The 13,220-nt window shown below is 68.3% G+C and carries 13 protein-coding genes; 7 read left to right on the top strand and 6 right to left on the bottom strand.

Annotation, left to right across the window (positions count from 1 at the left end; all coding sequences use genetic code 11):
- Positions 1-62: 62 nt before the first annotated feature.
- From rsmG to rpmH, 6 genes are all read right to left on the bottom strand, one after another.
- Entirely contained in the window at positions 63-779 is a 717-nt protein-coding gene (gene rsmG, locus ACGFNH_RS24030) for a 16S rRNA (guanine(527)-N(7))-methyltransferase RsmG (RefSeq protein ID WP_393656928.1), read from the bottom strand.
- A gap of 114 nt (positions 780-893) precedes the next feature.
- Positions 894-1,403 (bottom strand): protein jag, encoded by a 510-nt coding sequence (locus tag ACGFNH_RS24025; protein WP_393656926.1) that lies wholly within the window; start codon positions 1,401-1,403, stop codon positions 894-896.
- A 10-nt stretch (positions 1,404-1,413) separates the two neighbouring features.
- Positions 1,414-2,526 carry a membrane protein insertase YidC gene (yidC, locus tag ACGFNH_RS24020; RefSeq protein ID WP_393656924.1) on the bottom strand — a complete coding sequence of 371 codons (1,113 nt, stop codon included), beginning with the start codon at positions 2,524-2,526 and terminating at the stop codon, positions 1,414-1,416.
- Between the two features lie 3 nt (positions 2,527-2,529).
- Positions 2,530-2,847 carry a membrane protein insertion efficiency factor YidD gene (gene yidD / locus ACGFNH_RS24015; protein ID WP_393656922.1) on the bottom strand — a complete coding sequence of 106 codons (318 nt, stop codon included), beginning with the start codon at positions 2,845-2,847 and terminating at the stop codon, positions 2,530-2,532.
- Positions 2,844-3,260, bottom strand: coding sequence for a ribonuclease P protein component (rnpA, locus tag ACGFNH_RS24010; RefSeq protein ID WP_393656920.1), 417 nt, complete (start codon positions 3,258-3,260; stop codon positions 2,844-2,846). Before rnpA ends, yidD begins: the two co-directional genes overlap by 4 nt.
- Positions 3,261-3,285: 25 nt before the next feature.
- Entirely contained in the window at positions 3,286-3,423 is a 138-nt protein-coding gene (gene rpmH / locus ACGFNH_RS24005) for a 50S ribosomal protein L34 (RefSeq protein ID WP_003949374.1), read from the bottom strand.
- Positions 3,424-3,841: 418 nt separating this feature from the next.
- Between rpmH and dnaA the strand changes: the two genes are divergently transcribed.
- The 7 genes from dnaA to ACGFNH_RS23970 all read left to right on the top strand — a co-directional run.
- Positions 3,842-5,812: a chromosomal replication initiator protein DnaA gene (dnaA, locus tag ACGFNH_RS24000; RefSeq protein WP_393656918.1), complete on the top strand. Its 1,971-nt coding sequence runs from the start codon at positions 3,842-3,844 to the stop codon at positions 5,810-5,812.
- Between the two features lie 970 nt (positions 5,813-6,782).
- The gene (gene dnaN / locus ACGFNH_RS23995; RefSeq protein WP_393657559.1) at positions 6,783-7,913 is read left to right on the top strand and encodes a DNA polymerase III subunit beta; all 1,131 of its coding nucleotides are present in this window, start codon (positions 6,783-6,785) and stop codon (positions 7,911-7,913) included.
- Between the two features lie 123 nt (positions 7,914-8,036).
- On the top strand, positions 8,037-8,912 hold the full coding sequence (gene gnd / locus ACGFNH_RS23990; RefSeq protein WP_393656916.1) for a phosphogluconate dehydrogenase (NAD(+)-dependent, decarboxylating): 876 nt from the start codon (positions 8,037-8,039) through the stop codon (positions 8,910-8,912).
- Positions 8,913-8,969: 57 nt separating this feature from the next.
- The gene (gene recF / locus ACGFNH_RS23985) at positions 8,970-10,142 is read left to right on the top strand and encodes a DNA replication/repair protein RecF (protein WP_393656914.1); all 1,173 of its coding nucleotides are present in this window, start codon (positions 8,970-8,972) and stop codon (positions 10,140-10,142) included.
- Positions 10,139-10,690 carry a DUF721 domain-containing protein gene (locus tag ACGFNH_RS23980; protein WP_393656912.1) on the top strand — a complete coding sequence of 184 codons (552 nt, stop codon included), beginning with the start codon at positions 10,139-10,141 and terminating at the stop codon, positions 10,688-10,690. Before recF ends, ACGFNH_RS23980 begins: the two co-directional genes overlap by 4 nt.
- A gap of 259 nt (positions 10,691-10,949) precedes the next feature.
- Entirely contained in the window at positions 10,950-12,968 is a 2,019-nt protein-coding gene (gene gyrB / locus ACGFNH_RS23975) for a DNA topoisomerase (ATP-hydrolyzing) subunit B (protein ID WP_393656910.1), read from the top strand.
- 66 nt (positions 12,969-13,034) lie between these two features.
- Positions 13,035-13,220: hypothetical protein (locus ACGFNH_RS23970; protein WP_393656908.1), on the top strand; the 186-nt coding region annotated here is incomplete at its 3' end.

Genomic DNA, 13,220 nt, shown 5'->3' with positions numbered 1-13,220 from the left:
GACACTCCGATTCGAGTCGTCTTGGCAGCTTGTATGGAGCATTGTCCCGATCGGTGACACACCTAACGGCGGCGTCGAGTCCGGCTGGTGCGGGCCGCCTTGGCCCTCTTGGCCGCGAAGCGCACACCGCCCGGACTCTCACCCACCTCAGCGCGGACGACAGTTGACGACGGGTCCACCACGCCCTCCCCGACGTGAAGAATCGACGACTCCACGACACCGAGCTTACTGAGGGCGGCACGTGCACCCTTCAGCTCTTCCTCAGCCGTGTCGCCCTTGAGCGCCAGCATTTCGCCGTAGGGGCGCAGCAGCGGTACACCCCAGCCTGCGAGCCGGTCCAGTGGCGCCACCGCGCGCGCAGTCACGACATGAACCGGCGGCAGCGTCCCCAGCACCTCTTCGGCCCGGCCCCGAACCACCGTGACGTGATCGAGGCCCAGCAGCTCGACGACTTCCTCCAGGAACGTCGTACGCCTCAGGAGTGGCTCGAGCAGCGTGATCCGCAGATCAGGACGCACCAGCGCGAGCGGGATTCCGGGCAGGCCGGCACCCGAGCCCACATCGCACACGGAAACGCCCTCGGGCACCGCCTCGGACAGCACCGCGCAATTCAGCAGGTGCCGCTCCCACAGCCGCGGTACCTCGCGCGGTCCGATGAGCCCTCGCCTGACCCCCGCATCCGCGAGCAATTCGGCGTACCGCACTGCCTCTGGGAGGCGCTCACCGAAAATCACCTCTGCCGCTTTGGGCGCCGGGGGGAGCTCCGCTGCCTCCGTCACGGTGACCGTCCTTCCATACAGGCTTGTTGTGCATCTGAATGTCCAGGCTGACAAAACGCGGCCCCGCCTGGCGATCAGGCGGGGCCGCGACGCTACGGGACCGGGTGGGTCCGGTCAGGCAGGGAGTACGACAACGCAGCGCTCGGGCTCCTCGCCCTCGGACTCGCTGCGCAGGCCCGCACCCGCCACCGCGTCGTGGACCACCTTGCGCTCGAACGGTGTCATCGGCTTCAGCTTCACCGGTTCACCGGAGCCCTTCGCCTCCTCGACCGCCTTGACGCCCAGCGCGGTGAGCTCCTCCCGCTTGCGAGCCCGGAAGCCGGCGACGTCCAGCATCAGGCGGCTGCGGTCGCCCGTCTCCCGGTGCACCGCGAGCCGCGTCAGCTCCTGGAGCGCCTCCAGCACCTCGCCTTCACGGCCCACCAGCTTCTGCAGGTCACGGCCGGTCGAGTCGCTGATGATCGAGACCGAGGCCCGGTCGGCCTCGACATCCATGTCGATGTCACCGTCGAGGTCCGCAATGTCCAGCAGCCCCTCGAGGTAGTCGGCCGCGATCTCCCCCTCCTGCTCGAGGCGGGTGAGGGTGTCGCCACCCTCGGTGGCAGAGGTCGTGCCTTCCGTCACTGGAGGCTCCTTACTTCTTGGACGGGTGCTTGGGCCGCTGTGAGCCCTTGCGCTGACCGGCCTTGGATCGGGCCGAGCCACCTGCCGGCTTCGGCTTGGTGTCTTCCGGCTGGTCCTGCTTCTCCAGAGACAGCTTCTCGGACGAGTCCGTGGACGAGTCCGTGCCCTTGGCCGCCTGGCCGGAGCCCGGGCCCGAGTGCTGGCGCTTGGACTTGCTCTGGCGCTTGGGCTGCTGCCGCGACGCTCGTGCGGACTCCGCGGCCTTCTTGGCCTCGACCTCCGCCGGGTCCTCCTTCAGCTTGCCCTGGGCGCGCAGACGCTCCTGGCGCGCCTTGAAGGCCACGCTGCCAGGAGTGGGGTTCCGGTGGATCACGAACATCTGCTGGCCCATGGTCCACACGTTGGTGGTCAGCCAGTAGACGAGGACACCGACCGGGAAGTTGATGCCGAACACGGCAAACATGATCGGGAAGATGTACATCAGCATCTTCTGCTGCTGCATGAACGGCGTCTTCACCGTGAGGTCGACGTTCTTGGTCATCAGCTGGCGCTGCGTGTAGAACTGCGACGCCGACATCATGACGATCATGATGACCGTGACCACGCGGACATCCGTCAGCGTCGCGCCCAGCGACTCGATCTTGCTCGCGCTGTCCAGGAACTTCGACGCGATCGGGGCGCCGAAGATGTGGGCGCTCCGCGCGCTGTCCACCAGCTGCTGGTCCATGACACCGACGGCATGGTCACCGGCGATCTTGTTCAGCACCTGGTAGAGGGCGATGAAGAACGGCGACTGCGCCAGGATCGGGAGGCAGCTCGAGAGGGGGTTGGTACCCGTCTCCCGATAGAGCTTCATCATCTCCTCGGACTGGCGCTGCTTGTCGTTCTTGTAGCGCTCCTGGATCGCCTTCATCTTCGGCTGGAGCGCCTGCATGTTCCGCGTCGCCTTGATCTGCTTCACGAAGAGCGGGATCAGGCAGATACGGATCAGCACCACCAGGGAAACGATGGACAGACCCCAGGCCCAACCGCTGTCCTCGTTGAAGACGAGGCTGTACAGCGAGTGGAACTGGACGATGATCCAGGAAACTGCGGTATAGAGAGGACCGAGGATCGTGTCCACGAATCAGACTCCTTGGGCGTTGGGCTGAGTCTCGGGCTGTTCCGCCGGCGCTTCCGCGGAGCTACCGCTCCACCGGCTCCGCAGCCGTTGGTGCCAGACCGGATGCTTCCGGGGTGGGACGTGGTCGACGCCGCCGAGCGACCACGGGTTGCAGCGCAAGATGCGCCAGGCGGTCAGGGCAGTGCCCTTGACCGCGCCGTGCACGTCTATCGCTTTGTACCCGTAGTGCGAGCACGACGGGTAGTACTTGCAGACCGGCCCGAGGAGCGGGCTGATGGTCCACTGGTACAGCTTGATCAACCACAGCAGCGGGTACTTCATCGCTGCACCCTCCCCTGGGCTTCGCCATGGGTGGCCCCACCGAGCAGCCGCTGCAGCGCAGTGTCCAGGTCACGGGCCAGCGCGTCGTGGTCCGCCTCGCCGGCACCGGGCAGCGCCCGTACGACAACCAGGCTACCTGCGGGCAGCAGGGACAGCCGATCCCGCATGAGATGCCGGAGCCGCCGCTTCACCAGGTTGCGGACGACCGCACCGCCGACCGCCCTGCTCACGACGAAACCCGCACGTGCCGGGGGAGCGTTTTCCCCAGACGCATGCGGGTCCGTACTCCTCGTTTCCGAGGGAGGGGCGCTGCGAAGGTGGACGACGAGGAGAGGGCGCCCGGCCCTGCGTCCTCGGCGTACCGCGGCCGCAAAGTCCTCGCGCCGCCTCAGCCGATGCTCGGTAGGCAGCACTACAGGGACCTTGAGGTCAGGCTGCTCAGGCCGACAGGCGTGCGCGACCCTTGCCACGGCGGGACGCGAGAATCGCGCGACCGGCACGGGTGCGCATGCGCAGCCGGAAGCCGTGGGTCTTCGCGCGGCGACGGTTGTTCGGCTGGAAGGTGCGCTTGCTCACTCGGGGGCTCCAGAAATGAATCGTTGGTGGCGGGACATCGCCTGGCTGTCACCGTGCGCCCACGAGTAGCTCGCAATACGCCCGAGTGCACCGCTTCTTGATCACGAAATGTGATCCATGCCCATCGGAGGCAGGCGGCAGCAGCCATCGACAACTCGACCTGGTTACGGTACGCGCGGCTACGCCATCCGGTCAAACCAGCAGTGCCCTGGCGACACGCGCCGTGAGGACACCCTCGGGCACAACCCGCGTCCAACACCTGGCACATTTGTACACACCCTGTGGACAACGACTTGAACCGCGTGCGCTGCCCTGACTACCGTTGCTGAGCTTCGATTCCTTCCCGCCCGTCCCGAGAACCACACATTGGTGGGACCTGTCGGCGCCACCCCACCCAGCGAGTGAGAGAGCGTGCCTTGTGGCTGATGTACCTGCCGATCTTGCCGCAGTGTGGCCACACGTACTGGAGCAGCTCCTGAGCGAGGGGCAGGGCATCGAACCGAAGGATCAGCGCTGGCTCAAGGACTGCCAGCCTCTGGTCCTCGTCGCCGGCACCGCCGTGCTCGCCGTACCCAACGAGTACGCGAAGGGCGTCCTGGAAGGCCGCCTCTCCCCGCTGATCAGCGACGCGCTGAGCCGCGAGTGCGGCCAGTCCATCCGCTTGGCGATCACCGTCAGCGCCACCGAGACCGCCCCTTCCTCGCCCGCCCCGCCGCAGAGCCCTGCGCCGCAGCCGCCGCAGCGGTACGAGGAGCCACCGCGCCAGGGACCGCCGCACGACCTTGAGCTCGACCGTGGCGAGGACCGGGAGCGGGGCCGCGACCGGGACCGCGAGCCCGAGCGGGGCGCGTACGACGGCTACGACCGCTACGACGCCTACAGGCGCGGCGCGGACCAGCTTCCGAACGCCCGGCCTGCCTATCCCGAGTACCAGCAGGGCCGCCCCGAGCCGGGATCCTGGCCGCGCCCGCCCGGCGGCATGCCGGGTCCCCGGGACGACTACGGCTGGCAGCAGCAGCGGCTCGGCGGCTTTCCCGAGCACGATCCGTACGCGGCCCCGCGCCCCGGCCCGCAGCAGGAGCGGCCGCCGCTCTACGAGCAGCCGCGCCCGCAGTCCCCGCAGAACGACTACCGCCCGCCGGGCGGCGACCGGCCACCGTACGACGGCCAGCACCGCGACCTGCCCGAGCAAAGCGGACCCGGCGGGAGGTCCCACACAGGCGGCCCGGCCCACGGGAACCCGACTCACGGGAACCCGGCCCGCGGCAACCCTGCCCACAGCCGCCCCCCTGCGCCCAGTGGCGCTCCCGGCCCACTCGCCGCGCAGCCCGCGCCCGCAACCGGCCCCGGTGAGCCGACCGCGCGACTGAACCCCAAGTACCTCTTCGACACCTTCGTCATCGGCGCGTCCAACCGCTTCGCGCATGCCGCAGCGGTCGCCGTCGCCGAGGCGCCGGCCAAGGCGTACAACCCTCTCTTCATCTACGGGGAGTCGGGCCTGGGCAAGACGCACCTGCTGCACGCGATCGGGCACTACGCGCGCAGCCTCTACCCCGGCACGCGCGTGCGCTATGTGAGCTCCGAGGAGTTCACCAACGAGTTCATCAACTCCATCCGCGACGGCAAGGCGGACGCGTTCCGCAAGCGCTACCGCGACATGGACATCCTTCTCGTCGACGACATCCAGTTCCTGGCCAGCAAGGAGTCGACGCAGGAGGAGTTCTTCCACACGTTCAATACGCTCCACAACGCGAACAAGCAGATCGTGCTGTCCTCGGACCGGCCGCCCAAGCAGCTCGTCACGCTCGAGGACCGGTTGCGCAACCGCTTCGAGTGGGGCTTGATCACGGACGTCCAGCCGCCGGAGCTGGAGACCCGGATCGCGATCCTCCGCAAGAAGGCCGTACAGGAGCAGCTCAACGCCCCTCCGGAAGTCCTGGAGTTCATCGCCTCCCGGATCTCGCGGAACATCCGCGAGCTCGAAGGGGCGCTGATCCGGGTCACGGCCTTCGCCAGTCTCAACCGTCAGCCGGTGGACCTCGGACTCACCGAGATCGTGCTCAAGGACCTGATCCCCGGCGGTGAGGACGCGGCTCCGGAGATCACGGCGACCGCCATCATGGCGGAGACCGCCCAGTACTTCGGGCTCACGGTGGACGATCTGTGCGGCTCCTCGCGCAGCCGCGTGCTGGTGACGGCGCGGCAGATCGCCATGTACCTGTGCCGCGAGCTGACCGACCTCTCTCTGCCGAAGATCGGCGCGCAGTTCGGCGGCCGCGACCACACGACCGTCATGCACGCGGACCGCAAGATCCGGGCGCTCATGGCGGAGCGGCGCTCCATCTACAACCAGGTCACGGAGCTCACCAACCGCATCAAGAACGGCTGAGCGGGGCCGGCGGGAGCCGTACGACGCGTCCGAGGGGCGCTCCGGGGATATTCGCGGAGCGCCCCTCAGTGCTTCTCTGAGACACATTCTCCGCGTCCGGGGCCAAGCTCTCACTCGCTTCCGAAACGGCCTCCGAACCGCTCCCGCATCACTTACCGGCCGCTTCCGGAGGTACGTGCGCGCCGCTTCAGGGCCACCCGCTGTTCGAATCCAACGGCACTCGCGTGTCTTCTCCACAGCAATCGGCCGGATCGCCCGTCCACACCCTGGGGACTGCCGAGTTGTCCAGATCGCGTCCACAGGGGGCAGTCGCCGGATGCCGTCACAGGAGGTCAGCCACGTGTGGAAATGTGGTCAACCACGTTCCACAGACTGTGGACGGCGAGGCGGCCCCCGGAGTCCACATCCCGTTGTCCACTGCCCGCCCACAGGCTAGGGCGAGTTGCCCACAGCTTCTCCACACCCTTGTCCACTGTTCGGCAACTCAACACCCGTGCTCACTGGGGCGAGTGAAAGGCGTCACACCAACGTGGCCGGTTGGGCTGGGGAGAAGGTGGGTATTCCTGGGGATGGCACTGGGGAGAACCCGCCGTGGCCTGTGCACCGCGTGTGCAGAACTTTCGCGTGTCCACAGCGCAAGCCACTTTTCCACGAGCTGCGCCCACAGGCCCCGTGGACAAAAAATCCGCTCTGACCTGCGCCGACGCGGTTATCCACGGTATCCACAGGGCCTACTACTACGACCAAGTAGATCTACCGGGAAACTCATCCGGAAACGGGGCCTGTGCACAACTCGCCTCCGGGCCGCCCGACACCCGAGCCGCTGACTTGACCCCGACGGGCAACGACTGTCGGCGGCGTACGTCAGACTGGTCTCCGGCATCGGCCCTGCCTTCGGCTGGGAGACTCCGTGCCGACGAAGACGAAGAAGGCCAGCAGGGCGAGCCAGACACAGCAGGAGGCGGTTCCGGTGAAGATCCGGGTGGAGCGCGATGTACTCGCGGAGGCGGTGGCCTGGGCAGCCCGCAGTCTCCCGGCCCGTCCGCCGGTGCCCGTTCTCGCGGGCCTGCTCCTGAAGGCCGAGGACAGCAGCCTGAGCCTGTCCGGCTTCGACTACGAGGTCTCGGCCCGCGTCTCCGTCGAGGCGGATGTGGAGGAGGACGGCACCGTCCTCGTCTCCGGCCGCCTCCTCGCCGACATCTGCCGTGCGCTTCCCAACAGGCCTGTGGAGATCTCCACCGACGGCGTCCGGGTCACCGTGGTCTGCGGCTCCTCGCGATTCACACTCCACACGCTGCCTGTGGAGGAGTACCCGGCCCTGCCGCAGATGCCGACCGCCACGGGCACTGTCCCGGGTGAGGTCTTCGCCGCTGCCGCTTCCCAGGTGGCCATCGCCGCCGGGCGGGACGACACCCTGCCGGTGCTCACCGGTGTCCGGATCGAGATCGAGGGCGACACGGTCACGCTGGCCGCGACCGACCGCTACCGCTTCGCCGTCCGCGAGTTCCTGTGGAAGCCGGAGACTCCGGACGTGTCCGCCGTCGCCCTGGTGCCCGCCAAGACCCTCCTGGACACCGCCAAGTCGCTGACCAGTGGTGACACCGTCAGCATCGCGCTCGCAGGCTCGGGCGCGGGCGAGGGCCTGATCGGCTTCGAGGGCGCCGGGCGCCGCACGACCACGCGTCTGCTCGAGGGCGACCTGCCGAAGTACCGCACGCTCTTCCCGACCGAGTTCAACTCCGTCGCCGTGATCGAGACCGCGCCGTTCGTCGACGCCGTCAAGCGCGTCGCGTTGGTCGCCGAGCGGAACACCCCGGTCCGGCTCAGCTTCGAGCAGGGTGTCCTCATCCTGGAGGCCGGGTCGAGCGACGATGCGCAGGCTGTGGAGCGGGTCGACGCCCAGCTGGACGGCGACGACATCTCCATCGCGTTCAACCCCGGCTTCCTGCTGGAGGGTCTGAGCGCCATCGACTCCCCGGTCGCCCAGCTCTCCTTCACGACCTCCACCAAGCCCGCGCTGCTGAGCGGCAAGCCGGCGATGGATGCCGAGGCGGACGAGGCGTACAAGTACCTGATCATGCCGGTCCGACTGAGCGGCTGACCAGGCCGGATGCTCCGGGCTCCCCGTCGTATGAGCGCGGGGAGCCCACAGCTGAGCGTCGGGGTGCGGGCGTAGGCTCGACCGCAGGTACGCACGTCGGCACTACGTCACAAAGGATCACTGATGCAGCTCGGTCTCGTCGGTCTCGGCAAGATGGGCGGCAACATGCGCGAGCGGATCCGCCGCGCAGGCCACACCGTCGTCGGATATGACCGCAACCCGGACCTCGCCGATGTCCACAGCCTCAAGGAACTTGTGGACACGCTCGAGGCACCGCGGGTCGTCTGGATCATGGTCCCGGCCGGCAGCCCGACCCAGAGCACCATTGACGACCTGGCCGAGCTTCTCTCGCCCGGAGATGTCGTCGTCGACGGCGGGAACTCCCGCTGGACGGACGATGAGAAGCACGCCGAGCAACTCGGCGCGAAGGGCATCGGTTTCGTCGACTGCGGCGTCTCCGGCGGCGTCTGGGGACTGGAGTACGGCTACGCGCTGATGTACGGCGGCGAGCCCGAGCACATAGCCGCTGTCCAGCCGATCTTCGACGCGCTCAAGCCCGAGGGCGACCGCGGCGCCGTCCACGCCGGCAAGGCCGGTGCGGGCCACTTCGCGAAGATGGTCCACAACGGCATCGAGTACGCGATGATGCAGGCCTTCGCCGAGGGCTGGGAGCTGCTGGAGGCGGCCGGTTCCGTCACCGATGTCCGCGAGGTCTTCCGCAGCTGGCAGGAGGGCACGGTCATTCGTTCCTGGCTGCTCGATCTGGCCGTCAATGCCCTGGACGACGACGAGCACCTCCAGAAGCTCCGCGGCATCGCCCAGGATTCCGGCGAGGGGCGCTGGACCGTCGAGGCGGCGATCGACCACGCGGTGCCGCTGCCCGCTATCACGGCGTCGCTGTTCGCCCGCTTCGCGTCCCGCCAGGACGACTCGCCGCAGATGAAGATGATCGCCGCGCTCCGGAACCAGTTCGGCGGGCACGCGGTCGAACAGGCGTAGGACGCACGAGCCCTACGAGCATCGAGGGGAGGCCGGCGGCGCAGGCCGCAGCGCGCCATGCACGTATCGCATCTGTCGCTCGCCGACTTCCGCTCGTACGCCCGGGCCGAAGTGCCGCTGGAGCCGGGGGTCTCGGCCTTCGTGGGTCCCAATGGCCAGGGCAAGACCAACCTCGTCGAGGCGGTCGGCTATCTGGCCACCCTGAGCAGTCATCGGGTCTCCTCCGACGCACCGCTGGTGCGGATGGGCGCCGACCGGGCGGTCATCCGGGCCTCGGTTGTGCAGGGCGAACGGCAGCAGCTCGTCGAGCTGGAACTGAACCCGGGCAAGGCCAACCGCGCCCGTATCAACCGCTCTTCGCCGGGCCGACCGCGCGACATCCTCGGCATCGTCCGGACCGTCCTCTTCGCACCGGAGGACCTCGCCCTGGTCAAGGGCGACCCGGGGGAACGCCGGCGCTTCCTCGACGAGCTGATCACCGCCCGTTCGCCGCGGATGGCGGGGGTCCGCTCCGACTACGAGCGGGTCCTCAAGCAGCGCAACACCCTGCTCAAGAGCGCCGCCATGGCACGGCGCCACGGCGGCCGTTCCATGGACCTGTCCACCCTCGATGTCTGGGATCAGCACCTGGCGCGGGCCGGTGCGGAGTTGCTCGCCCAGCGTCTGGACCTCATTGCGGCGCTGCAGCCGCTCGCCGACAAGGCGTACGACCAACTGGCGCCCGGCGGCGGCCCGTTGGCGCTCGACTACCGCAGCTCGGCCGGCGAGGGGCTCGCCGCCGCGAACAACCGCGAGGACCTCTACGCGCTGCTGATGACCGCCCTCGGTGAGGCCCGCAAGCAGGAGATCGAGCGCGGGGTGACCCTCGTCGGACCGCACCGGGACGATCTGCTGCTGGCACTCGGGCGCCTTCCGGCGAAGGGGTACGCGAGCCACGGCGAATCCTGGTCGTATGCGCTGGCTCTGCGCCTGGCCTCGTACGACCTGCTGCGTGCGGAGAGCCCGCTGGCGCACGACACCTCGTCGGAGAGCGGGCGGCGGGTGGGTGAGCCGGTGCTCGTTCTGGACGATGTGTTCGCCGAGCTGGACGAGCGTCGCCGCGAGCGGCTTGCCGAGCTGGTCGCCCCGGGTGAGCAGGTGCTGGTGACGGCGGCGGTGGACGACGATGTGCCCGGTCTGCTGGCGGGCGCACGCTTCACGGTGGCCGACGGCAGGGTGGCACGGGCATGAGCGGTCCCGCGGAGCCCACCCCCGACGGGCCGGAGCCCCGTCCACAGCCGGAGACCTCGGGTGTGGATCTGGCGCGGGTCGCGTTGCGGGCCGCCAAGGAACAGGCCCGGGCCCGCGGTGCCGCCGTACAGCAGAAGAAGCAGGCCCGGCGTGGAGGCCTGCGCTCCGGTGCGCGGGCCGACGGCCGTGATCCGCTGCCGCTGGGCGCGGCGATCAACCGCCTCATCACCGAGCGGGGCTGGGAGGCGCCGGCCGCGGTCGGCGGGGTGATGGGCCGCTGGCCGCAGATCGTGGGGCCCGAGGTGGCGCAGCACTGCGAGCCGATGAAATACGACGAGGACGCGCGGGTGCTGACCGTGCAATGCGATTCGACGGCCTGGGCGACCCAGCTCCGCCTGCTCGCTACGCAGCTCGTCGCCCGTCTGAACGGCGATCTCGGGCAGGGCACCGTCAAGTTGATCAAGGTACTGGGCCCCGGCGGGCCCCCGCAGCGCTACGGGCGGCTGCGCGCTCCCGGCAGCAAGGGTCCGGGCGACACCTACGGGTGATGGGGCGCACAGAAGCCGGGGGTCCCTCACGGTAGTGGAGGGTTGACAGTCGGAAGCGCTGAGCGCCTCTGTGAGCCTCTTGGTCCCCTGGGGCGCATATGGGGAGTCGGCGGATGGCGGTTCAGGGCGGCACATGCGGACTCAGGCGCCCGCAAACCCCCATTCATGTCCGCGCTACCGGTAGACTAGAGAGCAATCCCGCCCAATCGCGGAACATACCGAACGACGCAGCCGCTCCCGTATGCCCTGGAGACGGCTCGTGCTGTGCCAGAAAGGGCGCTTCGTGGCCGAGTCCGGCGATCTCAACGAGAACAACACCGCATCCACCCCCGGCAAGCCGTCGTACGACGCGAGCGCGATCACGGTCCTCGAGGGCCTGGACGCGGTGCGCAAGCGACCTGGCATGTACATCGGGTCGACGGGTGAGCGGGGCTTGCACCACCTTGTGTACGAGGTCGTCGACAACTCCGTCGACGAGGCATTGGCCGGGCATGCCGACACCATCGATGTCACGATCCTCCCCGACGGCGGGGTGCGGGTCGTGGACAACGGCCGCGGTATCCCGGTGGGCATCATCCCGTCCGAGGGGAAGCCGGCCGTCGAGGTCGTGCTGACCGTGCTCCACGCCGGCGGCAAGTTCGGCGGCGGCGGTTATGCCGTCTCCGGCGGTCTGCACGGTGTGGGTGTCTCGGTGGTCAACGCCCTGTCCAGCAAGGTGTCGGTCGAGGTCTGCACTGACGGCCACCGGTGGACGCAGGACTACAAGCTCGGTGTGCCGACGGCGCCGCTGGCGAAGAACGAGTCGGTGGATATCACCGGAACTTCCGTTATCTTCTGGGCAGATCCGGACATTTTCGAGACAACCGACTACTCCTTCGAGACGCTGTCCCGGCGCTTCCAGGAGATGGCGTTCCTCAACAAGGGCCTGACCATCTCTCTGACCGACGAGCGCCCCGACCACGTCGACGAGGACGGCAAGCCGCTCGCGGTCCGGTACTACTACGAGGGCGGCATCGTCGACTTCGTGAAGTACCTCAACTCCCGCAAGGGCGACCTCGTCCACCCCTCGGTGATCTCGATCGAGGCCGAGGACAAGGAGCGGATGCTCTCGATCGAGGTCGCGATGCAGTGGAACTCGCAGTACAGCGAGGGTGTCTACAGCTTCGCCAACACCATCCACACTCACGAGGGCGGTACGCACGAAGAGGGCTTCCGCGCCGCGCTCACGGGTCTGATCAACCGCTACGCGCGGGACAAGAAGCTGCTGCGGGAGAAGGACGACAACCTCACGGGTGAGGACATCCGCGAGGGTCTGACGGCGATCATCTCGGTCAAGCTGGGCGAGCCGCAGTTCGAGGGTCAGACGAAGACGAAGCTGGGCAACACCGAGGCGAAGACCTTCGTTCAGAAGATCGCCCATGAGCACCTGACGGACTGGCTCGACCGGAACCCCAACGAGGCCGCGGACATCATCCGCAAGGGCATCCAGGCCGCCACGGCCCGTGTCGCCGCCCGCAAGGCCCGGGACCTGACACGACGCAAGGGCCTGCTGGAGAGCGCGTCGCTCCCCGGCAAGCTCAGCGACTGCCAGTCCAACGACCCGGCGAAGTGCGAGATCTTCATCGTCGAGGGTGACTCCGCCGGCGGCTCGGCCAAGTCCGGCCGTAACCCGGAGTACCAGGCGATCCTTCCGATCCGCGGCAAGATCCTCAACGTCGAGAAGGCGCGCGTCGACAAGATCCTCCAGAACCAGGAGATTCAGGCGCTGATCTCGGCCTTCGGTACCGGAGTCCACGAGGACTTCGACATCGAGAAGCTGCGCTATCACAAGATCATTCTGATGGCGGACGCCGATGTCGACGGCCAGCACATCTCCACCCTGCTGCTGACCTTCCTCTTCCGCTTTATGCGTCCGCTGGTCGAGGCGGGCCACGTCTACCTCTCCCGCCCGCCGCTGTACAAGATCAAGTGGGGTCGTGACGACTTCGAGTACGCGTACTCGGACCGTGAGCGCGACGCCCTCCTCGAGCTCGGCCGGCAGAACGGCAAGCGGATCAGGGACGACTCGATCCAGCGCTTCAAGGGTCTTGGCGAGATGAACGCCGAAGAGCTGCGCGTCACCACGATGGACGTCGATCACCGCGTCCTCGGCCAGGTCACCCTGGACGACGCGGCTCAGGCGGACGACCTCTTCTCGGTGCTGATGAGCGAGGACGTCGAGGCCCGGCGCTCGTTCATCCAGCGCAACGCCAAGGACGTCCGCTTCCTCGACATCTGAGTCGGCCTGCTTCTCCCCGGCCCGCCCGCCGCCAGGGACCGAACTGCGAAAGGACGTTGACCAGCAATGGCCGACGACACCCCTACTCCTGACATCCCGGAGACCACCGTCACGCCCGAAGGCACGCCCGCTGCCGTCGAGGGCGTGGGCATGCGCGTCGAGCCCGTGGGGCTCGAGACGGAGATGCAGCGCAGCTATCTCGACTACGCGATGTCGGTCATCGTCTCGCGTGCGCTGCCCGACGTCCGTGAC

Source organism: Streptomyces sp. NPDC048639 (genome assembly GCF_043199075.1).
Lineage (GTDB): Bacteria > Actinomycetota > Actinomycetes > Streptomycetales > Streptomycetaceae > Streptomyces.
The sequence above is the reverse complement of the archived record's forward strand: the minus strand, read 5'-3'. Positions and strand labels throughout refer to the sequence as shown.